A 22,389-nucleotide genomic window follows, 5' to 3' on the forward strand; every position below is an offset into this window, starting at 1 on the left:
GGTATGGCCATGACGGTTCGACTGCCCGAAGAACTGGACGCGCAGCTCGAAGAGCTCGCCCGCGCCCGCCACACGTCGAAGCACGCGCTCATCATCGAGGCGACGTCCCAGCTCGTCAGCGCCGAGAACGCGGTCGAGCGCGCAACGCGGGTGGCAATGGGCGTACGGGAACGCTACGCCGATCTCCTCACCCGCCTCGAGGATGCGTGACCGAGTATCTCCGCCTTCCTGAGGCCGCCGCGATTGCGGCGGACATGGGGCTTCACGTCAGGGATCTCGGACTGCTGTCGTCCGCGCTTGCACGGCCGGAGAGCGCGATGTTCGGTGTGGAGGCATACCCCGACCTGTTCGCCAAGGCGGCTGCCCTCATGTCCTCGCTCGGGCAGAACCACCCCTTCTTCGACGGCAACAAACGGTTCTCCTGGGTGGCGACCTTGACCTTCCTCGAGCTCAACGGCGCCGTGATCGACATGCCTGTCGACGGTGCGTTCGACTTCGTGCTCAATGTGGCTCAGAGCAAGATCGACCTGCCGGAGATCGCGCTCGCCCTGCGCGGAGCGGCGACACCCTAGATCCGCCGTTGGCGGCACCGGGTGCCCGTGGAAGACTGGGCGGACTATGGGCTTCCTCATCCGCGTCGTCATCAACGCCTTCGCCATCTGGGTCGTCACCCTGATCCCGGTGCTCCAGGTCTTCGTCGTCCCCTTCCCTCCGGGGGAGACGCTCCAGATGGTGCTGACGCTGCTCATCGTGGCGGCGATCTTCGCGCTCGTGAACACGATCATCGGCACCGTCATCAAGGTGCTCGCGTTCCCGCTCTACATCCTCACGCTGGGTCTCATCGGCCTCCTCATCAACGCGTTCCTGCTGTGGCTGACGGCCTGGCTCACGCACTGGTGGAACTGGGGTCTGCGCGTCGAGGACTTCTGGTGGGGCATCGTCGCGGCGGTCATCATCACCGTCATCAACTGGGTCTTCGGCATCATCCTGCGCCCTCGCAAGGACTGACTCAGCCGGCGCCGCGCGTCGCGGCGTACTCGGTGACCTCGACGGACTCCGCGCCGGCCAGTTCGTCGAAGACGCCGCGAAGGGCGTCGACGCGCGGATCGGCCGACCCGTCGACGAGGGCCGCCGTCTCGGCGTACACGGTCAGGCGGTGAGCGGGCAGCCGCGTGTCGTCGAGTTCGACCTGGGGGTCCGCCACCCGTTCGACGATGAAGCTGCCGGACGCGCCGACCGGTTCCGCGTGCCCGCCGCCGGCGAGCGCGACGACGGGATCGTCGGTATGGCGCACCGACACACTCAGCGTGCCGGGTCCGACGTCCGCGTCGACGGGCGAGCCCAGCGACACGAGCGTCTGCGTGTCGTACGGGCTTTCCAGCGCCAGGTGCGCTCCGATCATCGCGCCCTGCGAGAACCCGAACACGTGGACGGCGTCGCCGGGCTGCGCCCCGGCCGCGGCGAGCGCCGCCTCGGTCGCGGCGTAGGAGTCCGACATCCTTCCCGCGTACAGGTCGAGGTTCGAGGCGTTGTCCCACGGGTCGTCGCCGCCCATCGAGCCCGATTGCATGCCGGCGATGTAGACGGCGTACCGCTGGGACCCGTCGGCCATGGCGTAGCGCTCGACCCGCACCCGCGCGTCGCCGTCGCTAGGAATCCGCGCGGTCGCCGCGGCCAGGCTCCGCGGCGCCACCGACGACGGCGCCCGCGATGACGGCGTGACCGGCATGCCCCCGGGTCCGGCGGGCGGCGGCGCCACGACCGGTCCGGCGCTGCCCGGTGCCGCCGGTGCGACGGGCGTCAGGGTCACCGGACCGGCGGCACCCCAGAGCCGCGCCTCCCGTGAGAGCCGTCCCGTGCCGGAGAGACCCGCCGCGACCGCGCCGCCGAGCGTGAGCAGGCCGGCGCCGGCGCCGGCCGCGATGGCACCGGCGTCGTGGACCTCGCTGCCCACGCCGACGCCCCACTGCGTCGCCTGCCGCACGAGCTCGGACGGCCACATGACCCCGTACCCGAACTCCGCGCCGAGCGCCGTCCGCCAGGCGTCGGGATGCTGCTCGACCAGCATGCTCAGCCGTGCGTCGAGGCGCTGCGCGCGAGCGCCGTCGCCGGCGAGCACGGCGGCCCGGTGCGCTGCCTGGATCTCGACCATCTCGTAGGCGTACGCCGCCTCGCGCAGCGCGAGGGCGATCGCCTCCGCCTCTGCCTGCACGGCTTCCAGCTTCGCCGCCAGTACGGATGCCGACGCCCGGACGTCGTCGGCATGCACCGGCTGCGTCCGCAGTTCGCTCTGCAGGGCCCGCACGCTCCCGGCCACCTCGGCGAGCGCCTCCCTGGCGGCGTCGAAGCGCACGGCGGCCGCCGACAGGGTCACCGTATCAACCGCCACGGCCCCGCCGCTGCGGATCTGCAGGCCGTCGTCGACGCGGGGCCAGTGGTCCGCGAAGAGGCCGATGATCCCCTCGTTCGGCCCGACCCGCCCCGGTTGCTGGGCGAGGTCGGGAGCCAGCGGGCCGGGTGCGGGCGAGGCGCCGTCCCCCGCGGCGCTTGGCGGGAACTGGTCGTCGCCCGGCCGCATCTCGCTCATCGACCAGCTCCCGGGAGCAGGCTGGTGAGGGACTCCGCGAACGCCGCGCGATCGCGAGCGCGTGCGGTGTCGTGCCGCGCCGTCTCTGCGAGGCACGACAGGCCCGACACGTCGCCCGCCCACGCGGTGGCGCGCTCGTGGAAGGCGCTCGCGGCCTTCGCCTGCCAGTCGACGGCGTCGGCGAGACCGCGGGCGACGTGCGCAGCATCCGTGATCCGCGTGAGGAGTCGTGAGAACTCGCGCTCGATCTGGGACAGCTGGTGGGCCGCCGAGTCGGCGGGCGGGAAAGCGAACGTCACCCGTCGATCGTCGTCCTCGGCGGAGCGCGATCGAGCGCGTCCGTGGGAGTCCGTGGAGACTCGCGCGCACCCGGCCGGCTGTGGAGGAGGGGCGCAGTGATGGAGGAGGGGGCACTGCGACGGAGGAGCGCCGTTCCGCATTCGGAACGACGCTCCTCCAGGTGCCAGCTCGCGGGCGGCTACTTGCCGACGACCACCTCGGCGCTGTCCGTCGCGGTGTTGCCCGCGGCATCCGTCGCCGTCCAGGTGAAGCGGTAGACGGCACCCTTCACGGCCAGGACCCGGAAGGTGTCCTCGTCGATCTGCTCCCAGCGCGCCTTCGAGGAGCCCGTGACACCGACTCCGTCGAACGCGACGGTGACGTCGCCACGGTCATCATCGGCGTCGATCGTGAACTCCACCGTGCGGAGTTTGTTGTTCGGCGGGAAGACGACCGACGGGTCGGCGGTCACCTCGATGGTGGGGTCCGTCGTGTCGGGCGGCGTGAGGTTCAGCCCGACGATCACCGGGTCGTGGTCGCTCGACCGGTAGGGGTCGGGCGCCCACAGCGCGTCCTGTGCCGGCTGCTTGAACGACATGTCGTAGTCGATGAGGCTCGGCTCGTCGGCGTTGATGTGCCACGCCGCCGCGCCCGACACGTCGGCGAGCAGCGCCGGCTGCGCCAGTGCGTAGTCGAGGTAGCCGATCTGCCCGTCGAACACGTACGAGTACGCGTGCTCGCCGTTGAACTTCTTCTCGAGGTCCGTGAAGCCGCCCGCCACGAAGGCGTCGATCGCGTCCTCGTGGTCGTACGCGTTCAGGTCGCCGATCACGATCGCGCGGCCGTCGGGCGCCACGGTGTTGTTCAGCCACGCGGTGAGCGCCGTCGCCGCGGCCGTGCGAGCCGCACTGCAGTTGCCCTGGCCGTCGCCGAGGTCGGGACTCTCGGAGCATGCCGAGCCCTTCGACTTCAGGTGGTTGACCGAAACGACGAACTCCTCGCCGGTCTCGGTCGACGCGAACCGCTGCGTGAGCCCCGGCCGGTGGCGCTGGTCCGACCAGGCCGGGTCGACCGCGCTCGTCATCAGCAGGTGTGCGCCCACCGGGCTGACCGTCGACGGCTTGTAGATGATCGCCGTGGTGATCGCGTCGGTGCCGATGACGCCGGTCATGACGGGCACGTACGTGCCGGCGCCGACGCGCGCGTTCAGCGCGTCGGCGAGCGCCTGCACCGCCGTGCCGTTGTTCTCGATCTCCAGCAGACCGAACACGTCGGCGTCGATCTCGGCGAGCGCGGAGACGATCTTGTCCTGCTGCCGCTGGAACTCCTCCGCGGTGTCGGCACCCCGGTGGTAGTCGTCGTCGTCATCATTCGTCGGGGTCGGGTCGAGCGACGTGAAATAGTTCAGCACGTTGAAGCTCGAGATCTTCAGGTCGCCGCCGACGTCGGGAAGCGCCGGACGCGCGTTCGCGACGGTGAAGTCGGCACCGTCGGTCGGCTGCACGCCCCACGTCGAGAAGCGGTAGTCCAGCACGCCGATCGCGTTCTGCACCAGGTCGCCGCTTCGGAACGAGTGAGCGAGCGTGAACACCTCTCCGTCCGGGTGGATCGCCGGGTCGGGGTTCTGGGTACCTCGCCCGTCGTCGAGCGTGATGCTGTTCTCGAGGTTCGCCGCGGCGAGGGCGTTCGCCGCAGCGCCCGGCTCGACGACCGCGGTCGGCGTGTCGAGGCGCCCGTTCGTCAGGGTGATCGTGCCGAAGCGGCCGTACTCGAACGTCTCGCCGATCGCGAGGTTCTGCGGAAGCGTGACGTACATGCCCTCGAGCGCCTCGCGCTGCGTCTCGGTCGCCGGCAGCGTCAACGGCGCGGCCGGCGGCAGGGGCTGACCCGTCGCGCACACCTCGAGGTCGAGCGCCTTGAGCTCGGTGAGGCCGAAGAACTCGTCCACCTCGCCTGCCACGTTCACCACGTCACCCACCGCGACGTCGGGCCCCGCCGGGTGGTGCACGAAGATGCCGTCGGAGGTGGCGGTGTCGCCGTCGCCGGCATCCTGGAGGTAGAAGCCCTCGAATCCGCCGGTCTGGAAGTCGCCGACCACGGTGCCCTCGAGCCGCAGGAATTCGCCGTCGCGCGGGGATGCCGCGCCCGACCCCTGCACGGAGGAGATGGAAACGACGTCGAAGTCGCAGCCGGCCTCGATCGGCGGGGGCGGCGGGACGGCGCCGTTGACGGCGCCCGGCGTGTTGAACGCCTCGCCGAAGGCCGGCGTACCGGCGGTGCCGTTGTAGCCCGCGAGGTCGAAGTCGTTGCGCACCCAGTCGGCCGCGGCGTTCGTATCGGCGCCGTCCGGAATGCGGGAGGCCCCGCCCGGGTCGAAGGGGAGCCCGTCATACGACACGCCGAGCACGACGCCGCCGTAGGTGAGATCCGTCGCACCGCCGTCGCTGACGGCGACCGCATCCACCACGGTGAAGCCGAGGCCGTCGTCGATGACGCCGTCGTCGTTCGTGTCGATGTCCGTGCCCAGGGAAGGCGCGCTGCCGGTCACCAGGAGGAGGCTGACGGTGCCGTTCTCCAGCGCGCCGTTGCCGAGCGTTGCGAGGGTGCGACCCGACGCGTCAGCCGCGCCGAACGAGATGACCTCGTCCACGGTGCCGGTGACGGTGCCGTTGAAATCGCCCTCGATCTCCAGCACCCGGTAGGCGGACAGGTCGGTGGTGGCAGGGTTCGCGAGCAGCTCGACATACTCGACGTCGGCCGTGCCGACCGTGTCGGCCGAGAACTCGTTGATGACGACGCGCGGCACGGGCGGCTCCCCGCCGCAATCCGCGGTGTGGGTGCCGAGGCCGTCGAAGGTGTTGCTGGCATAGCCGACCCAGCCGGCCGTCGGGTCGAACGCGTCCGCACCGTTCTCATCGCCGACGCACGTGTCCGCAGCGCGGCGGAGCGTGTTGTCCTGGGTGGAGTTGGTCCCGGTGCCCCATTCCGTCCCCGGATCGGTGCCGATCTGTCCGAAGACGTCGACGATCGCGCCGTTCTTCGCCAGTGCGATCGCGTCGTCGCCGTTGAACAGCGACGCCGTCGTCGTCTGATCAGCGACCGCGCCGATCGCGGGATCCACCGGGTTCGAGGCGGTCGGTCCCTGCGCGAAGACGAAGACGTCCCCCGCCGCCACCGTGCCGGTGAGTGGGAACGACGTCGGCGTCGACGAGCCGTTGAAGAACAGCTGCAGTGCGTACCCCGCGGCGGCCAGGTCGACGGTGGTGGCGCTCGGGTTGTAGAGCTCGATCGCCTTGTTGAACGAGCTGCCTTCGACGTACTCGCTGATGAACAGATCACCGGATGCCGCGGCCGCGGGTGCGGCGAACGCCACCACTCCGGTGGCGGCCAGCGCGGCGGCGGCCAGGGCGGCGGTCAGTCTGCGGGGAGAATGGGACACGGAACCTCCACGTGGGATGCGCGGATGGTGTGCCGCGCATGCGAAGGGCAGGCCGGTCGCCTCCCCGTGAGAGCAAAGCTAAGGGAGCAGCATCCGTTCACGGAAGAGTCCAGGCGGAGAGATCCTTAACGTTCGGTGTCGGCTCGGGCCAGAATGGACCCCATGACCGCGAGCGACGTGGCGCCCTTCCGCGTCGTGTTCGTGTGCACCGGGAACATCTGCCGCTCTCCGATGGCGGAGGTGGTGTTTCGGGAGTTCGCGGATGCCTCGGGCCTGGGTGCCCGCGTGGCGTCGACGAGTGCCGGGACCGGCGACTGGCACGTCGGCGAGCAGGCGGATCTGCGCACCATCGCGGCGCTCGAGCGCGCCGGGTACGACGGAGCCCACCACCGGGCGCGCCAGTTCACGCACGCCGACTTCGCCCACAGCGACCTCGTGGTGGCGCTGGACCGCAGCCACGAGCGGATCCTGCGCGGATGGGCCCGCACCGAGGGCGACGCCGACAAGATCGCCCTGCTGCTGTCGTTCGATCCGTCGGCCCAGTCCCTCGACGTCCCTGACCCGTACTATGCCGGGCCCGGAATGTTCGACGAGGTGCTCGGTATGATCGAGAGCGCGAGCCGGGCGCTCTTCCGGCAGCTCGAACCCGCCATCCGCCCGGCGCCATGACCTCCGCCGTCATGTCGCCGATCGACGGTCGCCCCCTGATCGCCGCCACAGGATCCTCCGAGACCGACGGGAGTCACCGTGACCGCTCCTTCCCCTGCTGACCTGCCCTGGCAGCCCCTGAGCCCCCTCGACGGGCGCTACCGCGCCGCCGTGGGCGAGCTGGGCGCGTACCTCTCGGAGGCCGGGCTCAACCGCGCGCGCGTCGAGGTCGAGGTGGAGTGGCTCATCGCCCTCACCGACCACTCGCTGTTCGGCACCGCGCCGTTGGAGGACGCCGACAGGGCCCGCCTGCGCGCGCTGTACCTCGAGTTCGGCCAGGCCGAGATCGACTGGCTCGCCGAGAAGGAGGCGGTCACCCGCCACGACGTCAAGGCCGTCGAGTATCTGGTGCGCGACCGGCTGTCGGCGCTGGGCCTCGACGCCATCGCCGAGCTGACCCACTTCGCCTGCACCAGCGAGGACATCAACTCGACGTCGTACGCCCTCACCGTGCAGCGCGCGGTGCAGCGCATCTGGCTGCCGAAGCTGCGCGCCGTCATCGCCGCCCTCACCGAGCTCGCGGTGGAGCACCGCGACGCCGCGATGCTGTCGCGCACGCACGGGCAGCCCGCGACCCCGTCGACGATGGGCAAGGAGCTGGGCGTGTTCGCGTGGCGCCTCGCCCGCGTCGCCGACCAGATCGAGGGCGGGGAGTACCTCGCGAAGTTCTCGGGCGCGACCGGCACCTGGTCTGCGCACCTCGCAGCCGCTCCGGAGGTCGACTGGCCCGAGGTCTCCCGCGCGTTCATCGAGGGTCTGGGGCTCGACTTCAACATCCTCACGACCCAGATCGAATCCCACGACTGGCAGGTCGAGCTGTACGACCGCGTGCGGCATGCCGGCGGCATCCTTCACAATCTGGCGACCGACATCTGGACGTACATCTCGATCGGCTACTTCACCCAGATCCCGGTCGCCGGGGCGACCGGCTCGTCGACGATGCCGCACAAGATCAACCCCATCCGGTTCGAGAACGCCGAGGCGAACCTCGAGATCGCGGGCGGGCTGCTCGCGACGCTCTCGCAGACGCTGGTCACGAGCCGCATGCAGCGCGATCTGACCGACTCCACGACGCAGCGCAACATCGGCGTCGCGTTCGGGCACGCGCTGCTCGCGCTCGACAACCTGCAGCGCGGGCTGCGCGAGATCTCGCTGGCCGACGACGCGCTGCTCGCCGACCTCGACGCCAACTGGGAGGTGCTCGCCGAGGCGATCCAGACGGTGGTCCGCGCCGAGATCGCCGCCGGCCGCTCGCAGATCAGCGACCCCTACGCGCTGCTCAAGGACCTCACCCGCGGCCGTCGCGTCGGCGCGCCCGAGCTCGCCGAGTTCGTGCGGGGCCTCGACATCGGCGACGACGCGAAGGAGCGCCTGCTCGCGCTCAGCCCCGCGACATACGACGGCCTCGCTTCGAAGCTGGTCGACGAGCTCGGTTAGTCGTTCCGCTCAACGACCGGGAGCCAGGTTCCGGTCGTTGAGCGAGGGAGCGCCAGCGACCGAGACGAAACGCCTCGAGCCGACGTCTGGCGCCGGGTTCGGGGCGTTTCGTCTCTGCGTTTCGACTCGCAAGCTCGCTCAACGACCGCGTTCCTCGCTCGCTCAACGACCGAGTCAAGGGTTCCGGTGCGGAGCCTGGGTCAGGGTTTCGGGTCTCCGGATGCCGCGGCATCCGGATTCTCGCCCGGCTCCGGCTTCTCGGACTCGTCGTCGAAGAGCACCGGCCGGTCGATCTGCTTCGTCACCTGGGCGGGGTCGACCGCGAGCAGCAGCAGCGAAACGATGAGCAGCACCGCGATGAAGCTGACGCCCGCGATGACCAGGGCGGTGATGATCGCACGCTGGGCCTCTTCGGCGGTGCGCTGCTGGAAGAAGCCCATCGACACGAGCGTCACGATTCCCGCGAACAGCGCGGCGCCGAAGGCCATCCCGAGCAGCTGCAGGGGCTTCATCAGATCGCGGCGGGTGGGGCTGTCGTGGCTCACGCGGAGTCCTTCTGCGGGGTGGGGTCGGCGGATGCGGGTGCATCCTCCGTGAAGTTCTCGGCTGTGTCCGGCTCTGCGGGGCGCGGTGAGAAGCCGGCGATGCCGAGGTACACCGCGACGATCGCCGCGTAGCCGCCGAACAGCCCGACGCCGATGGTGATGCCGGTGAGGGTGAACGTCGCGCTCGCCTCTTCGATCGTGTAGTCCAGCGCGTAGGCGGGCTGGACGAAGAGCAGCGCGATGCCGAGCAGCGCCGTGATCGCGCCGATCACCGCGGCGTCGCGGCTCTCGGATCGCGGTCCGACGGGCGCGGCGGGGCGGGCGTCGGGAATGCCGGGTGCGATCTCGCGGCGGGTGCCCCGGCCGGCGAGGCCGCGCCACCCGGCGATGAGCTCGATGACGCCGCTGATGAGGGCCCACGCGATCACGATGGTGAAGTAGCCGGCCACCGTGCGCAGCGGGTGGAGGCCGCTCGCCATGCCCGCGACGACGGTCACGCCGCCGAGTGCGGCGGCCGGCCACCGGCGGCCGGCCGGGTAGACCAGCCACACCGAGAGCAGCAGCACGAGGCCGGTGGCGATGGCGAAGCCGCTGAAGACCGCGCTGCCGACCAGTGCCGAATGGTCCGACGAGAACGTGATCATGATCGCCGCGATCGCCGCGAAGGCGGCGCGCGCGAGTTGCACGTGGCGCACGGCGAACGTGCGGGAATCGGCTGAGGTCACGGTGGTCCTGCGGAGAGGCGGGTTCTCGGGAACGAGAACGGATGCCTCCAGTCTACGTGCGTCATAGGTGACAGCATCCTGAACCCGCTTCCCGGTCAGGCATCCGTCACCCCAGCGTGTCGAGGATGCCGGTGAGGAGTCCGAACGTGGTCAGCGGCGAGATGATCGCGAACCGCAGCACCGGCTCGCCGGCGTGGGAGCTGGGCACGACGAACGCGTGCTGCTCCTCGAGGAGGCGGTCCGACCAGGCCTCGTACTCGGAGAGCGTCCAGCCCTCGCGGCGGAACACCACCACCGACAACTGCGGGTCGCGCACGAGCGACAGCCCCTCGCGCGCCTCGATCTCGTCGGCGATGCGCCGGGCGAGATCGATGCCGTACTCGATCGTTGCCCGGTACGCGTCGGTGCCGTGGGTGGCGAGCGAGAACCACAGCGGCAGACCGCGGGCGCGGCGGGTCAGCTGGATGGCGAGATCCGACGGATTCCAGTCCGGCTTGCCGGTGAGGGTGTCGAGGTACTCGGCCTTCTGCGTGTGCGCCGACAGCGCCAGCGCGGGCTCTCGGTAGATGAGGGCGCACGCGTCGAACGGCGCGAACAGCCACTTGTGCGGATCGACGATGACCGAGTCGGCGAGCTCGACGCCCGCGAACACCGGGCGCATCCGCTCGACGAGCATCGCCGCCAGCCCGTAGGCGCCGTCCACGTGGAACCACACGCCGCGCTCGCGAGCGACGGCGCCGACGCCCGCGATGTCGTCGACGATGCCGAAGTTCGTCGTGCCGGCGGTGGCCACCACCGCGAGCACCGCGTCGCCGTGCTCGTCGAGCGCACGCGCGACGGCATCGCCGTGCAGGCGCCCGTCGGCGTCGACCTCGGCGGTCGCGACGTCCACGTCCATGACGGCCGCCGCCGACGCGATCGACGAGTGCGCCTCGGCGCTGCAGACGACCACCCAGCGCGCGGGAGCAGGGCGCCCCTTTTCCGAGAGCCCCCGGCGGGCGGCATCCCGTGCGGTCACAAGCGCCGAGAGGTTGCCGATCGTGCCGCCCTGCACGAAGACCCCGCCTGCGCCAGGGGGCATCCCGAACTCCGTCGCGAGCCAGTGCAGCACCTCGTTCTCGGCGTAGACGGCGCCGGAGCCCTCCATCCACGAGCCGCCGTAGATGGCGGATGCCGACACCACGACGTCGAACGCCAGCGAGGCCTTGGTGGGGGCCGAGGGGATGAAGGAGAGGTAGCCGGGGTGATCGGTGGATACGCAGGACGGCGCGAGCACGTTCTCGAACAGCGCGATGGCGCGCCGCGAGCCGATGCCGTCGGCGGTGATCGACCCCGACGCCAGCCGCTCGAGATCGCGGGGCGTCATCGGCTTGTCGAGGGGCACGTCCTCGTACAGGGCACGGCGCCGGGCGTATTCGAGCACGTCTTCGACCGTGTGACGCGTGTCGGGCGAGATGGCGTGCATCTCGTGCGGGGATGTCGCGGACATTGCGTCTCCTCGATGGTCGGGCTCCAGATCACGCTAGACCACCGCGATCCCCCCGGAGCGAGCGAGTTCGGGGCGCACCGCGTGCGCCCGGGGCGTGCGGCACGCGCCCCGAACGGACGCGGTGCGCCCCAATCCAGGGAGACGCTCGTTCGGATGATCCAGCAGGAATGGAGAAGCGCGGCCGCCGGCCGCGTCGTAGCGTGAGGATCACAAGCCGCGAGGCTGCCCCACGAACGCAAAGGAGAACGGACATGGCCGGCAAGACGACGTCGGACGGACTGAGTGAGGTCGAGCGCCAGGCCGTCAAGGACCGCGCCCAGGAGCTGCGCGCCCAGGCCAAGGCGGGAAAGAACCGCGAAGCGGGCACGAAGCAGGTGCTCGAGGCGATCGGCAAGCTCGAGGGCACCGACAAGGCGCTCGCCGAGGGCCTGCACAAGGTCGTCTCCGAGACGGCACCCGACCTGGTGCCGAAGACGTTCTACGGCTTTCCCGCCTACGCGAACGGCGACGGCAAGGTCGTCGTGTTCATCCAGCCTTCGTCGAAGTTCAAGACGCGCTACGCCACGATCAACTTCGACGAGCCTTCGCACCTCGACGACGGCGACATGTGGCCGATCGGCTTTGCGGTGCTCGCCTGGACCCCGGAGGTCGAGAAGAAGGTCACGCAGCTGGTGAAGACCGCCGTCGCACCCGCGTGACGTCTAGCTCGTCGCCGCCGCGCCGCCGTCGACCCCCGAGCGGGCGGCGGCGCGGTCGGCGTGACCGAGCTGGCGCCCGGGGGCGATGCGGTCGCGCACCCGGCGCTTGAGCGCGACGATGTCGGGGAAGCCGCCGTCGGCGGCGCGTGACCACACCAGCTCGTCGTCGGCGTAGACCTCGAAGATCCCGCCGGTGCCGGGCTCGAGGGTGGCGCCGCCGCCCATCAGCTCGGCCTGGAAGGTCGTGAGCAGCTCCTGGGCGACCCATGCCGCTCGGAGCATCCATGCGCATTGCGTGCAGTAGACCACGCGCACGTGATGAGTCATGCCGGTCCCCCGTCCGGCGAGAGGTCCGGTGAGAGGAACTCCAGCGCCGCCTCGCGGAACGCGCGCGAGCCCGGTGTGTTGAAGTGGTGTCGTCCCGGGATCTCGAGGAACCTGCCGTCCGGCGCGGTGGCCGCGAGCGTGCGCGAGCGTTCGAGGATCGCGTCCTCCGATCCGGTGGCGAAGAGGACGGGCTGCGTGGGTGGATGCTCCGGGTCCGGGTCCGCGTCGCCGAAGCGCATGCCCTCGGCGAGCGCGATCAGCGCACGCAGGTCGTTGTCGGGCACCCGCTCGGCCAGCCGGACGTAGTTCTGGGTCACCGCGTCGGTGACCGGTATGCCCTCTTCGGCATACGCGCGAGCCTGATCGATCCGCAGACGGCCGAGTGGACGGCCGTCAGGGATGCCGCCCAGCACGGCACGACTGATGTGCTCGGGCGCATCCACCGCGAGCTGCCAGCCCACACGCGCGCCGAGGGAGTATCCGACGTACCGCACGGCGTCGACCAGGTAGGTGTCGAGCACCACGATGAGGTCGGCGACGAAGGCGGCCATGGAGTACGCGAGGGCGTCGTACGGCTTGTCACTGGCGCCATGACCACGCTGATCGACGCCGATGACGCGGTATCCGGCCGCGGTCAGCATCCGCACCCAGCCGGTGTCGACCCAGTTGTCGCGGCAGCTCGAGGCGAATCCGTGCACGCACAGCACGGTCTCGGCGTCGGGCTCGCCCCACGCGTACGTCGCGAGCTGGTACCCCTCTGCCGACATCACATAGCTGGGCGGCGGCATCTCGGTGCGCACGAGGGGGGCGACGGCATCCATACCCGCCATTCTGCTCTTCCACCTACCCGCACGGCCTCACGGCCCCGGATGGTGTCCCATCCTTACAGCGTGGCGGAGCCGGTGACGCCCGGGCGCGAGCGGAGGAGATTACGCCCTTCGGCACGGATTCGCAACGGGCTGAGTCATCGGCGCTGTTCCGCCTAACGTCGCTGCATGAGCACGGACGACACCCGAGGTGCACGCCCGACGGAGCCGCTGGCACCGCGGCGCACCGATACCGACCTCGATCACGATGGCGTGGCCGATCACCGCGAAGCCGTGGCCGATCGCAGCGACGCGTCTCTCCGCGAGACCGTCGTGGCGCGTGAGCGCGAGCGTTTCGGCGGCATCAAGTTCGGCGCAGCCTTCTTCGGCTGGCTCACTGCCCTGGGCGCTCTGGTGGCCCTGACCGCTGTGGTGGCCGCGATCGGCGCGGCGACGGGTCTTGCGTCGCCGGAGACGGTCGAAGACGCCGTCGACGCCGCCGACCAGAACATGACGGCGGCGACCATCATCGGCGCGATCGCCATCGCGGTCGTGCTGTTCGTCGCCTACTTCGCCGGCGGATATGTCGCGGGGCGCATGGCCCGGCTGAGCGGGGCGAAGCAGGGTCTGGCGGTCTGGCTCTGGGCCATCGCCATCGCCATCCTCGTCGCCGTCGTGACGGCGATCGCGGGTTCCCAGTGGGACATCCTGGCAAACGTCGATATCTTCCCGCGCATCCCGGTGACCGTCGAGACCGCCACCTGGACCGGCATCCTGACCGCGATCGGCGCTGCTGTGATCACGCTCATCGCGGCGATCCTCGGCGGCGCGGCCGGCATGCGCTACCACCGCCGCGTGGACCGGGCCGGCTTCGGCGACGACCGGGTCTGAACCTCAACCTCTAACCACCACGAGAAAGGAGATCCACCATGGGTCTTGACGATGACATCAAGCACAACGCTGAAGACATCAAGGGCAAGGCGAAGGAGGCGGTCGGTGACGCGACCGACAACGAGCGCCTGCAGGCCGAGGGCGTGGGCGATCAGGCCAGCGCGAAGATGAAGAAGGCCGGCCAGGACGTGAAGGACGCGCTCACCGACGATCGGTGATCTGCCGCGACGGTGCCCCGGATCCCCGGCGGATCCGGGGCACCGCCGTGTCCGGCCGGCGGCGGCGCGGACGGACTCAGAAGACGTCCCACTCCCGCGCGCGTTCCACGAGCACCTCGATCACCCGCGTCGTCGCGGGCGTCGGGGGCTCGCCGGCGCGGATCGCCAGGTGCAGGGTGTTGATCGGCGCTTCGTCCGCGCGGTGCAGCACCTCCACGGTGCCCGCGCCGATCGCCGGTTCGGCGAGGTAGCGGGGCAGCGCCGAGATGCCGGCGGCGGCCACCACCGCCGCGAGTACGGTCCTCAGGTCGGGCACCGTGATCGCGACCGCGTTGGCCGGGCGGTGCCCGAACTGGCTGCGCCAGTAGCGCCGCACGATCGACAGGTCGGCGTCGTACGCGACGAGCGGCAGATGCTGCAGGGCGCCTGCGGGATCGGCGGCGAGGCGCCCACGGTCGATGGTCCGCGCGAGGGACGGCGCCCCGACGAGCACGAACTCCTCGTCGACGAGGCCGCGATACCGGATGCCGCGCAGCGGCGTCCGCACCGACGACACGACGACGTCGAGGTCGCCGTCCGCGAGCCGGGCGAGCAGGTCGTGCGCGAGACCGAGGCCGAACTCGACGCGGACGCCGGCGCTGGCGAGCGGCGCCAGCGCGGGGACCACGCGGAGTGCGACGACGTCGCTCGCGCCGCCCACCCGCACCGTCTCGACCGGACCCGGCGCCGGCGCCGTCCACACCTCGCGCAGCCGGTCGACCGGCGACGCCACGCGCACGGCGAGCGCGTCGCCGGCAGGGGTCGGCGTGACCCCGCGCACCGATCTCGTGAAGAGCGGCATGCCGAGCTCGCTCTCGAGCCGGGCGATGCGCTCGCTCACCGACGGCTGACTCAGTCCCAGGCGTGCGGCGGCTGCCGTGATCGACCCGGCGCGGTGCACCTCGACGAACGTGTGCAGCAGATCGAGCTCTTGCATGCGGCATCCGTCCATCAGAACATCTATGGCTGCTACCCAGCATAGGAAATGAGGGCGATGGATGCCTCGTTCCCTCCCACAGCGGCTCGCGCGAGTCGTCGAACAGGAGAGACAGACATGGCACACGTACTCATGGCGGTCACCGGCGCGGACGCCATCGTCCTCACGGACGGCACGGCGCACCCCACCGGGTTCTGGGCGGAGGAGCTCGTCGAGCTGCACCGGGGACTGGTGGCGGCCGGACACGACGTCGACATCGCGACTCCGGGTGGCGTGCGCCCGACCGTCGATCCCGGCAGCCTTTCCGGAGACACCGCAGCGCTGACCGACTACCTCGCCTCGATCGAAGAACTCCTGGCGCATCCGCGGGCGCTCGCCGACGTGACAGACGGGGAGTACGACGCGATCGCGCTGCCCGGCGGCCACGGCCCGATGGTGGACCTCGCCGTCGACGCCGATCTGGGTCGGCTGCTCGTGGACGCGCTGGACCGGGACGCGGTCGTGGGCGTGCTGTGCCACGGGCCGGCCGGACTGCTCAGCGCCGTGCGGCCGGACGGGTCGTTCGCGTTCGCCGGGCGCCGGCTGGCCGTCTTCACCGACGAAGAGGAGCGTCAGGGCGGACTCGGCGACGGCTCGCCCTACCTGGTGGAGGCGCGCCTGCGCGAGCTCGGCGCGGTCGTCGAGCCGGGCGAGCCGTGGTCGGTCACGGTCGTGAGCGACGGCTCGTTCGTGAGCGGTCAGAACCCGCAGTCGAGCGTCGCGACCGCAGAACGCCTCGTCGAGGTGCTCGCCGGGCGCTGACGGGCGTCGGAAGAACGGACGACGGATGCCGCGGAGCGTGGCCGGGCGACCGGCATCCGTCACCGGTCACGAGGATGAGGGCGCTCTCACGCGCCGCTCGCCGCCCGTTCACCGAGTCGTCGCACGCTCGTCGCCGGCCGGTCAGCGCGCGGTGCGGCGTCCGCGATTGCGTCGGAGGCATGAGTCGAATCCCCACACGACGCGTCCTGCCGCGCCTTCTCGCCGCGGCAGCAGCGACGGTCACCGCCGTCGCGCTCCTTCCCGCCACCGCCGCCTCCGCCCAGCCGGCCGCGGCCGCCGCTCCCGCGGCGTCGCAGTCGCCGTACGTGCAGACGCACGTGCCGACGCTCGTCGCCCGCGCGACGCTGTCGGCCGATCACCTCGAGCCCGGCCCGGCCTCGGGCGCGCTCGCGAGCCCGGCCAACGGCCGCACCGGACCCTGGGACGGCCAGGTGATCCCCGGATTCTCGGCCGCGATCGACAACGGCGACGGCACGTTCTGGGCGCAGCCCGACAACGGCTTCGGCGCCAAGGGCAACTCCGCCGACTTCCTGCTGCGCAACTATCTCGTTCGTCCGGCCTGGCAGGCCGCCGAAGGCGGCGCAGGCGAGATCCAGATCGAGCGGTTCATCTCGTACAACGACCGCAACGGCGTCCTCGACTTCCCGATCGTGAACGAGGGCACCGCGGAGCGCCTCCTCACCGGCGGCGACTTCGACATCGAGTCGGTCGTGAGGGCCAAGGACGGCACCTTCTGGGTCGGCGAGGAGTTCGGGCCGTTCCTGCTGCACTTCGACACCGACGGCACCCTGCTCGAGAAGCCGTACGCGCTGGAGGGCGCCAAGTCGCCGGCGAACCCCTACCTGCAGCCGGGCGAGACCCCGCGGGTGCGCTCGAGCCGCGGGTTCGAGGCGATGGCCGCCTCTGCCAACGGACGCTACCTCTACCCCGTCGTCGAGGGCTCGTACGCCGACGACCCCGACCTGCGCCGCCGCGAGATCCTCGAGTTCGACACGCGCGCCGGGCAGTACACCGGTCGCACCTGGAGCTACCAGACCGACCAGGAGCCGAACGTCATCGGCGACGCGTTCACCGTGCGGGGCGACGTGCTCATCCTCATCGAGCGCGACGACTTCGAGGGTGAGCAGTCCGTCACCAAGCGCGTCTACGAGGTGGACCTCCGCCGCACCGACGCCGAGGGCTACCTCGAGAAGACGCTCGTGCTCGACGCACTTCGCATCGCCAACCCCCACGGCATCGGCGCCGGCGACGGCTACGGCACGGGCGAGATCTACTCGCTCCCGGTGCAGTCGTTCGAGACCGTCGTGCAGCTGAAGGACGGCAGCCTCCTCATCGGCAACGACAACAACTACCCGGGCAACGACGCGCGCATCCCGGGCACGCCCGACGACACCGAGTTCGCGATCATCGATCTCGACAAGACCAAGCTCGAGCCGTCGACGGTCAGCCTCATCGGCCACCGCGGCGCGAGCGGGTCGCGCCCCGAGCACACGCTCGCGGCGTACGAGACGGCGATCGTGCAGTGCGCCGACTACATCGAGCCCGACGTCGTGTCGACCAAGGACGGCGTGCTCGTCGCGCGACACGAGAACGAGATCAGCGGAACGACGGATGTCGCGACCCGGCCCGAGTTCGCCGCGCGCAAGGCGACGAAGGTCATCGACGGAGCGTCGATCACCGGCTGGTTCACCGAGGACTTCACGTTCGCCGAGCTGCGCACGCTCCGCGCCAAGGAGCGCCTGCCGCAGACGCGTCCGGCCAACACTGCGTTCGACGGGCTGTACGTCATCCCGACGCTCGACGAGGTCATCGACCTCGCCCGCCACTCGGTCAGCTGCGACGGCCGCACGGTCGGCGTGTACCCCGAGACGAAGCATCCGTCGTACTTCGACTCGATCGGGCTCTCGCTCGAGGAGCCGCTGGTCGCGGCGCTGCAGGCGAACGGCGTCGACCGCGCGGACGCGCCCGTCATCGTGCAGAGCTTCGAGACGGCGAACCTGCGCGACCTCGCCGGCCTGACCGACGTCACCCTGGCGCAGCTCGTGAGCAACTCCGGTCGTCCGTACGACTTCACCCTCGCCGGCGACACCCGCACCTACAAGGATCTGGTGACGCCGGCCGGGCTCGCAGAGATCGCGTCCTACGCCGACGGCGTGGGCCTCGAGAAGTCCGTGATGATCCCACGCACCGCCGACGGCCGCCTGGGCACGCCCACCCCGGTCATCGCCGACGCGCACGCGGCGGGACTCTCGGTGCATGGCTGGACGTTCCGCGCCGAGAACCAGTTCCTGCCCGCCGACTTCCGCTCGAGCGCCGACCCGAATGCCTACGGTGACCTCGCCGGCGAGCTCCAGGCCTTCATCGGCGCCGGCATGGACGGGGTCTTCAGTGACCACCCGGGCATCGCCGCGGTGACCATCGACACGGTCACGCTCGCGGGCTGAGCCCTCGGGGCGCCGGACCGGGCGGGGGATGCTGCGGCATCCTCCGCCCGGTCCGGTCGTTGAGCGAGCGAGGAACGTGGTCGTTGAGCGAGCTTGCGAGTCGAGATGCCGAGACGAAACGCCCCCGACACGACGCACACGAGCGGCTCGGCGCGTCTCGTCTCGTTCGCTGGCGGTCCCTCGCTCAACGACCGCGCATCCGGCGCGGGGTGACGAGGAACGAACCCGCGGCCGCACTGGCCCGCGGCATCCGTTCCCGTCCGGTGTCAGCGCACGCGACGCCCGTGCGCGATGTCGATGAGGCGCGAGAGCACCTCGCCGCCCGACCGCAGCCCGTTGTGCTCGTGCTCGCTCGTGATCCAGGGTGTGACGCCCGGGAGGAGACGGGCCGTCTCCATCGAGAACTCGAACGGCACGTACAGGTCGTTGGCGTAGACGGCGGCGGCTCCGCGGGCGCCGCATGCCTCGATCGCGGCCGCGTCGTACAGTCGCGGCCACGCGAACCCGGCGAGCTCGAGCGTCACGTCGCGCCAGGGCTGGAGCCCGGGAACGGTGTCGGCCCACTCGCGGCGCACGTGCTCACCGGTGAAGAGCGTCGGGTCGTCGCGGAAGTCGTCGGGCTCGGTGCGCTCGGCAGACCACTCGGTGGCGTAGCCGTCGGCATAGCTGGACTCGTGGAAGACGTAGTACAGCGGGTTTCGCGCATCGAACGGCATCGCCGAGGCGAGGTCGTGGCGGAAGGCGTTGGTGTGCGGCTCGAGCTCGAGCAGGCTCCAGAGCTTCTGCCACCCCTCGTTGGTGCCGAGCGCGGAGCCCGCCGAGCGCACGCGGGAGACCGAGGCAACCTCGCCGTCGGGCAGCACCAGGGCGCCCGCATCGGCGAGGTCGACGATCCGGCGCATCGCGTCGCGGTGCGCGGGGAAGCGCCGGTAGTAGCGCTCGGACGCCTCGCGCATCTTGTCGTACGTGAGGGAGTAGACATCGTCGGGATGCCGCCCCACGGCGCTCAGGCCGCCGGTGATGTAGACGTGCTCGAGGGAGTCGGCATCCGTCGACAGATAGGCCAGGGTCGTGAACCCGCCGAACGACTGCCCCAGCACGCTCCACCGCTCGGCGCCGAGTTCGGCGCGCACGGCCTCGCAGTCGCGCACGATCGCATCGGCGCGCAGGTGCGTGATGTACTCGGCGAGCTCAGCCGTGCCGCGCTCGAGGTCGCGGTCGCTGACCGGGGTCGAGCGTCCGGTGCCCCGCTGGTCGAGCAGCACGACCCGGTAGTGCTCGAGCGCCTCGTCCAGCCACGACGGCGCTTCCGGTGCGTGGAACGCGCGCGGCGCCTCGTGCCCCGGCCCACCCTGCAGGAACACCAGGTAGGGGAGGCCGCCGCCGCCCTCGCGCGTGACCACGGCGGCGTGGATGTCGATCGTGCGGCCGTCCGCCGGATCGCCCCACACCAGCGGCACGGTGACGGTGTGGTCGTCGATGGTCAGGTCCTGCATCCGGCGCGTCGTCACGGGCATGCGTCCGAGCCTAGGCGCTGCCGCCGACGCGGCGTCGGGCCGCCCTGGGGTCCCCACACGCGGCAAGGTCATGCCCGGTCGTTGAGCGAGCGAGGAACGCGGTCGTTGAGCGAGCGAGGAACGCGGTCGTTGAGCGAGCCTGCGAGTCGAAACGCAGAGACGAAACGCCCCGAGCCGCCGAGCGGACGTCTTACGGCGTGTGCGTTTCGCCCCGGTCGTCGAGCATCCTGAGACCACGTGCAGTGACGACGAAGTCGTCGACGTTGCGGAGGTGCGCGCGCACGCTGCGCTCGGCGTCGAGGGCGCTCGCCTCGGCGTCGGCGTCCGCCTTGACGGCGACGAGAGCGTCGCCCTGGAGGCGGTGCCCGACCCAGCGGAGGCGGACGCGGTCGATCCGCGCGATGCCCTCGACATGTTCGAGGGCGTGCTCGGCGCGGTCGACGAGCTCGGGCTCGACGCCGTCGAGGAGGCGGCGGCCGACGCTGCGCACCGTGCCGATGAGCAGCACGAAGATCGCCGCCGCGATGACCAGGCCCACGATCGGGTCCGCGAGCGGGAAGCCGAGCAGCACGCCGATGCCGCCCAGCACCACCGCGAGCGACGTGAAGCCGTCGGTGCGGGCATGCACGCCGTCCGCCACGAGCGCGGCAGACCCGATGCGCTTGCCCACGCGGATGCGGTACACGGCGACGATCTCGTTGCCGGCGAACCCGATGACGCCCGCGGCGATCACCCACCCGAGGTTGTGGAGCGGCTGCGGGTGCAGCATCCGATCGATCGCCTGCCAGGCCGCCACGATCGCCGAGAGCGCGACGACGAACACGATGAAGAGGCCCGCCAGGTCTTCGGCGCGGCCGAGCCCGTAGGTGTATCGACGGGATGCCGCACGCCGGCCGAGCACGAACGCGATCCACAGTGGCACGGCCGTGAGGGCGTCGGAGAGGTTGTGGACGGTGTCGGCGAGGAGCGCGACCGACCCGCTGAACGCGACGACGATCGCCTGGAGTGCCGTGGTGGCGAGCAGGATCACGAGGCTGATCTTCAGCGCGCGGACGCCGGCTGAGCTGGCCTCCATCGCGTCGTCGATCGCGTCTGCCGCGTCGTGCGAATGCGGCACGAACAGCTCATGAAGGATGCCGCGCAGTCCTGTGGGATGGGAGTGACCGTGGTCGCCGTGGTCGCCGTGGCGGTGGTCACCGTGGTCGTGGTTGGCGTCGTCGGGCGCGTGGTGGTGAGGGTGACCGGCGTCGTCATGCGCATGGTCATGGTCGTGCGGCGCGGCAGGCTCAGGATCGTGCGGATGCGGGTGCTCGTCATGGTCAGGATGCCCCGCGGCCTGCGCGCTCATTCGGCGCCCTTTTCGGCGTGGTGGTGGCGGGGCGTGCCGCCGAGCGAGTGCTCCGCCTGGTAGATCGCATCGGCGACGAGGCGGGAGGCGTGCTCGTTCTCGAGCCGGTAGAACACTCGCTGCCCCTCCTGCCGCGTGGAGACGATGCGCGCGAGCCGGAGCTTCGCGAGGTGCTGCGAGACCGCGGCCGGCGACTTGTCGACGATGTCGGCGAGGTGGTTCACCGACAGCTCGCCGGCGTCCTGCAGGGCGAGGACGATCCGCACGCGCGTCGCGTCGGCCAGCATCGCGAACACCTCCACCGCGAGTTCGACGAAGCTGCTGTCGACCGCGTATCCGCATCCCTGCTTATCTGCACTCATACGCAGATAGTACGTCATTCCTCGGTCGGGGACGCACCCGGCCGTACTGCCGCCGGACCGGCATCGGGTGGGAAGCTGGCGGCATGCCGATCCTTCCCACCGTGCGTGATCCGCGGTTCATCACGATCCGGCGAGGCGGAACCCTCACCGACGAGGACCATCGCCTGCTCGCCGAGTGGGCGGCGCTGTGCGCCGAGCGTGTACTGCCTCTGTTCGAGCGCGAGCAACCCGGTGACAGCCGCCCGCGCGATGCCATCGAGCTCGGTCGCGCATGGATTCGCGGCGAGGTTCCCATGAAGGAGGCTCACCAGCGGGCGTTCGTCGCGAATGCCGCGGGCAAGGGTCTGCCCGATCCTGCGAAGTTCGCCGCACTCGCGGCCGGGCAAGCCGTCGCCGTGGCGCACGTGGCAGCGCATGAGCTCGGCGCCGCGGCGTACGCGATCCGCGCGGTGGCGGCTGGGGCCACGCGCCCGGAGGCTTCGGGCGACGCGCCAGCGGCGCGTGGAGGGGGCGTGGGGACCGATTCAGCCGGCGAAACAGACGCGGCACGGCTGGCCGAACGGGACTGGCAGCGCGCGCAGCTGCCGGCACAGATCCGAGAGCTGGTGCTCGACGACCAGCGCCTCCGCAGCGCGATCTGCTGGAACGTCTTCGACGACTGAACCCAACCGCACCCGCCCCCCACGAGACAGGGGATCCGCGGCGAGATCGAGGGCACCGCCCCCTGGTTCGGCGCGAATCTCCGGGCTCGGCGAAACCCGGTCTCCACGA

The 22,389-nt window shown here is 70.9% G+C and carries 23 protein-coding genes; 11 read left to right on the top strand and 12 right to left on the bottom strand.

The genetic code is table 11. The features are described from left to right. Positions 1–3 precede the first annotated feature (3 nt). From B2K11_RS01465 to B2K11_RS01475, 3 genes are read left to right on the top strand one after another with little or no spacing between them, the layout of a single operon-like run. The gene (locus B2K11_RS01465; protein ID WP_163616134.1) at positions 4–210 is read left to right on the top strand and encodes a ribbon-helix-helix protein, CopG family; all 207 of its coding nucleotides are present in this window, start codon (positions 4–6) and stop codon (positions 208–210) included. Further along, a complete protein-coding gene (locus tag B2K11_RS01470; RefSeq protein ID WP_239525579.1) occupies positions 207–572 on the top strand; it encodes a type II toxin-antitoxin system death-on-curing family toxin in 366 nt (121 codons plus the stop codon). Before B2K11_RS01465 ends, B2K11_RS01470 begins: the two co-directional genes overlap by 4 nt. A 46-nt stretch (positions 573–618) precedes the next feature. After that, entirely contained in the window at positions 619–1,008 is a 390-nt protein-coding gene (locus B2K11_RS01475; RefSeq protein ID WP_163616136.1) for a phage holin family protein, read from the top strand. Position 1,009: 1 nt separating this feature from the next. Here the strand turns inward: B2K11_RS01475 and B2K11_RS01480 are convergent, their stop codons facing one another. The 3 genes from B2K11_RS01480 to B2K11_RS01490 form a co-directional block, all read right to left on the bottom strand. Then, positions 1,010–2,587 carry a hypothetical protein gene (locus B2K11_RS01480; RefSeq protein ID WP_239525580.1) on the bottom strand — a complete coding sequence of 526 codons (1,578 nt, stop codon included), beginning with the start codon at positions 2,585–2,587 and terminating at the stop codon, positions 1,010–1,012. Then, positions 2,584–2,886, bottom strand: coding sequence for a hypothetical protein (locus B2K11_RS01485; RefSeq protein ID WP_163616138.1), 303 nt, complete (start codon positions 2,884–2,886; stop codon positions 2,584–2,586). Before B2K11_RS01485 ends, B2K11_RS01480 begins: the two co-directional genes overlap by 4 nt. 179 nt (positions 2,887–3,065) lie before the next feature. Continuing rightward, complete coding sequence (locus B2K11_RS01490; RefSeq protein ID WP_163616140.1) at positions 3,066–6,305, bottom strand: ExeM/NucH family extracellular endonuclease; 3,240 nt, start codon at positions 6,303–6,305, stop codon at positions 3,066–3,068. Positions 6,306–6,467: 162 nt separating this feature from the next. On the opposite strand from B2K11_RS01490, the gene B2K11_RS01495 reads away from it, so the two are divergent. Together B2K11_RS01495 and purB are read left to right on the top strand one after the other, a co-directional pair. Further along, positions 6,468–6,974, top strand: a complete 507-nt coding sequence (locus tag B2K11_RS01495) for a low molecular weight protein-tyrosine-phosphatase (protein WP_163616142.1) — start codon at positions 6,468–6,470, stop codon at positions 6,972–6,974. A gap of 78 nt (positions 6,975–7,052) precedes the next feature. Beyond that, the gene (gene purB, locus B2K11_RS01500) at positions 7,053–8,450 is read left to right on the top strand and encodes an adenylosuccinate lyase (RefSeq protein ID WP_163616144.1); all 1,398 of its coding nucleotides are present in this window, start codon (positions 7,053–7,055) and stop codon (positions 8,448–8,450) included. A 200-nt stretch (positions 8,451–8,650) separates the two neighbouring features. Here the strand turns inward: purB and B2K11_RS01505 are convergent, their stop codons facing one another. The 3 genes from B2K11_RS01505 to B2K11_RS01515 form a co-directional block, all read right to left on the bottom strand. Continuing rightward, positions 8,651–8,995, bottom strand: coding sequence for an amino acid transporter (locus B2K11_RS01505; protein ID WP_163616146.1), 345 nt, complete (start codon positions 8,993–8,995; stop codon positions 8,651–8,653). Further along, positions 8,992–9,720, bottom strand: coding sequence for an acyl-CoA synthetase (locus B2K11_RS01510; RefSeq protein WP_163616147.1), 729 nt, complete (start codon positions 9,718–9,720; stop codon positions 8,992–8,994). Before B2K11_RS01510 ends, B2K11_RS01505 begins: the two co-directional genes overlap by 4 nt. Positions 9,721–9,826: 106 nt before the next feature. After that, positions 9,827–11,209, bottom strand: coding sequence for an aminotransferase class V-fold PLP-dependent enzyme (locus tag B2K11_RS01515; RefSeq protein ID WP_163616149.1), 1,383 nt, complete (start codon positions 11,207–11,209; stop codon positions 9,827–9,829). Between the two features lie 251 nt (positions 11,210–11,460). On the opposite strand from B2K11_RS01515, the gene B2K11_RS01520 reads away from it, so the two are divergent. After that, positions 11,461–11,907 carry a hypothetical protein gene (locus B2K11_RS01520; protein WP_163616151.1) on the top strand — a complete coding sequence of 149 codons (447 nt, stop codon included), beginning with the start codon at positions 11,461–11,463 and terminating at the stop codon, positions 11,905–11,907. Positions 11,908–11,910: 3 nt separating this feature from the next. On the opposite strand, the gene B2K11_RS01525 is transcribed toward B2K11_RS01520, so the two are convergent. Both B2K11_RS01525 and B2K11_RS01530 read right to left on the bottom strand, forming a co-directional pair. Continuing rightward, positions 11,911–12,234, bottom strand: coding sequence for a SelT/SelW/SelH family protein (locus B2K11_RS01525; protein ID WP_163616156.1), 324 nt, complete (start codon positions 12,232–12,234; stop codon positions 11,911–11,913). Continuing rightward, positions 12,231–13,055, bottom strand: a complete 825-nt coding sequence (locus tag B2K11_RS01530) for an alpha/beta fold hydrolase (RefSeq protein WP_163616158.1) — start codon at positions 13,053–13,055, stop codon at positions 12,231–12,233. The genes B2K11_RS01525 and B2K11_RS01530 overlap by 4 nt, the downstream gene beginning before the upstream one ends. Positions 13,056–13,229: 174 nt before the next feature. On the opposite strand from B2K11_RS01530, the gene B2K11_RS01535 reads away from it, so the two are divergent. Further along, positions 13,230–13,931: a hypothetical protein gene (locus tag B2K11_RS01535; protein WP_163616161.1), complete on the top strand. Its 702-nt coding sequence runs from the start codon at positions 13,230–13,232 to the stop codon at positions 13,929–13,931. 38 nt (positions 13,932–13,969) lie between these two features. Continuing rightward, positions 13,970–14,149, top strand: a complete 180-nt coding sequence (locus tag B2K11_RS01540; protein ID WP_163616163.1) for a CsbD family protein — start codon at positions 13,970–13,972, stop codon at positions 14,147–14,149. A 76-nt stretch (positions 14,150–14,225) separates the two neighbouring features. Here the strand turns inward: B2K11_RS01540 and B2K11_RS01545 are convergent, their stop codons facing one another. After that, positions 14,226–15,125 (bottom strand): LysR family transcriptional regulator, encoded by a 900-nt coding sequence (locus tag B2K11_RS01545; RefSeq protein ID WP_163616165.1) that lies wholly within the window; start codon positions 15,123–15,125, stop codon positions 14,226–14,228. A 117-nt stretch (positions 15,126–15,242) separates the two neighbouring features. Between B2K11_RS01545 and B2K11_RS01550 the strand changes: the two genes are divergently transcribed. Beyond that, the gene (locus B2K11_RS01550; RefSeq protein WP_163616167.1) at positions 15,243–15,926 is read left to right on the top strand and encodes a type 1 glutamine amidotransferase domain-containing protein; all 684 of its coding nucleotides are present in this window, start codon (positions 15,243–15,245) and stop codon (positions 15,924–15,926) included. 179 nt (positions 15,927–16,105) lie between these two features. Beyond that, the gene (locus tag B2K11_RS01555; RefSeq protein WP_163616168.1) at positions 16,106–18,391 is read left to right on the top strand and encodes an esterase-like activity of phytase family protein; all 2,286 of its coding nucleotides are present in this window, start codon (positions 16,106–16,108) and stop codon (positions 18,389–18,391) included. Between the two features lie 266 nt (positions 18,392–18,657). Here the strand turns inward: B2K11_RS01555 and B2K11_RS01560 are convergent, their stop codons facing one another. From B2K11_RS01560 to B2K11_RS01570, 3 genes are all read right to left on the bottom strand, one after another. Further along, entirely contained in the window at positions 18,658–19,908 is a 1,251-nt protein-coding gene (locus B2K11_RS01560; protein WP_163616170.1) for an alpha/beta fold hydrolase, read from the bottom strand. A gap of 190 nt (positions 19,909–20,098) precedes the next feature. Continuing rightward, a complete protein-coding gene (locus B2K11_RS01565; RefSeq protein ID WP_239525582.1) occupies positions 20,099–21,256 on the bottom strand; it encodes a cation diffusion facilitator family transporter in 1,158 nt (385 codons plus the stop codon). After that, positions 21,253–21,618: a metalloregulator ArsR/SmtB family transcription factor gene (locus tag B2K11_RS01570; RefSeq protein WP_163616172.1), complete on the bottom strand. Its 366-nt coding sequence runs from the start codon at positions 21,616–21,618 to the stop codon at positions 21,253–21,255. The genes B2K11_RS01565 and B2K11_RS01570 overlap by 4 nt, the downstream gene beginning before the upstream one ends. An 83-nt stretch (positions 21,619–21,701) precedes the next feature. Between B2K11_RS01570 and B2K11_RS01575 the strand changes: the two genes are divergently transcribed. After that, positions 21,702–22,280, top strand: coding sequence for a putative immunity protein (locus B2K11_RS01575; RefSeq protein WP_163616174.1), 579 nt, complete (start codon positions 21,702–21,704; stop codon positions 22,278–22,280). Positions 22,281–22,389 lie beyond the last annotated feature (109 nt).

The organism is Microbacterium sp. B35-30 (assembly GCF_010634855.1).
Taxonomy (GTDB): domain Bacteria; phylum Actinomycetota; class Actinomycetes; order Actinomycetales; family Microbacteriaceae; genus Microbacterium.

What these genes read in the sequence shown, in the direction of transcription:
- B2K11_RS01480 (WP_239525580.1), bottom strand. Translation starts at nt 2,587, where the DNA reads ATGAGCGAGATGCGGCCGGGCGACGACCAGTTCCCGCCAAGCGCCGCG.
- B2K11_RS01530 (WP_163616158.1), bottom strand. Translation starts at nt 13,055, where the DNA reads ATGGATGCCGTCGCCCCCCTCGTGCGCACCGAGATGCCGCCGCCCAGC.
- B2K11_RS01575 (WP_163616174.1), top strand. Translation starts at nt 21,702, where the DNA reads ATGCCGATCCTTCCCACCGTGCGTGATCCGCGGTTCATCACGATCCGG.
- B2K11_RS01555 (WP_163616168.1), top strand. Translation starts at nt 16,106, where the DNA reads ATGAGTCGAATCCCCACACGACGCGTCCTGCCGCGCCTTCTCGCCGCG.
- B2K11_RS01495 (WP_163616142.1), top strand. Translation starts at nt 6,468, where the DNA reads ATGACCGCGAGCGACGTGGCGCCCTTCCGCGTCGTGTTCGTGTGCACC.
- B2K11_RS01475 (WP_163616136.1), top strand. Translation starts at nt 619, where the DNA reads ATGGGCTTCCTCATCCGCGTCGTCATCAACGCCTTCGCCATCTGGGTC.
- B2K11_RS01565 (WP_239525582.1), bottom strand. Translation starts at nt 21,256, where the DNA reads ATGAGCGCGCAGGCCGCGGGGCATCCTGACCATGACGAGCACCCGCAT.
- B2K11_RS01560 (WP_163616170.1), bottom strand. Translation starts at nt 19,908, where the DNA reads ATGCCCGTGACGACGCGCCGGATGCAGGACCTGACCATCGACGACCAC.
- B2K11_RS01545 (WP_163616165.1), bottom strand. Translation starts at nt 15,125, where the DNA reads ATGCAAGAGCTCGATCTGCTGCACACGTTCGTCGAGGTGCACCGCGCC.
- B2K11_RS01535 (WP_163616161.1), top strand. Translation starts at nt 13,230, where the DNA reads ATGAGCACGGACGACACCCGAGGTGCACGCCCGACGGAGCCGCTGGCA.
- B2K11_RS01465 (WP_163616134.1), top strand. Translation starts at nt 4, where the DNA reads ATGGCCATGACGGTTCGACTGCCCGAAGAACTGGACGCGCAGCTCGAA.
- B2K11_RS01515 (WP_163616149.1), bottom strand. Translation starts at nt 11,209, where the DNA reads ATGTCCGCGACATCCCCGCACGAGATGCACGCCATCTCGCCCGACACG.
- B2K11_RS01570 (WP_163616172.1), bottom strand. Translation starts at nt 21,618, where the DNA reads ATGAGTGCAGATAAGCAGGGATGCGGATACGCGGTCGACAGCAGCTTC.
- B2K11_RS01525 (WP_163616156.1), bottom strand. Translation starts at nt 12,234, where the DNA reads ATGACTCATCACGTGCGCGTGGTCTACTGCACGCAATGCGCATGGATG.
- B2K11_RS01550 (WP_163616167.1), top strand. Translation starts at nt 15,243, where the DNA reads ATGGCACACGTACTCATGGCGGTCACCGGCGCGGACGCCATCGTCCTC.
- B2K11_RS01540 (WP_163616163.1), top strand. Translation starts at nt 13,970, where the DNA reads ATGGGTCTTGACGATGACATCAAGCACAACGCTGAAGACATCAAGGGC.
- B2K11_RS01520 (WP_163616151.1), top strand. Translation starts at nt 11,461, where the DNA reads ATGGCCGGCAAGACGACGTCGGACGGACTGAGTGAGGTCGAGCGCCAG.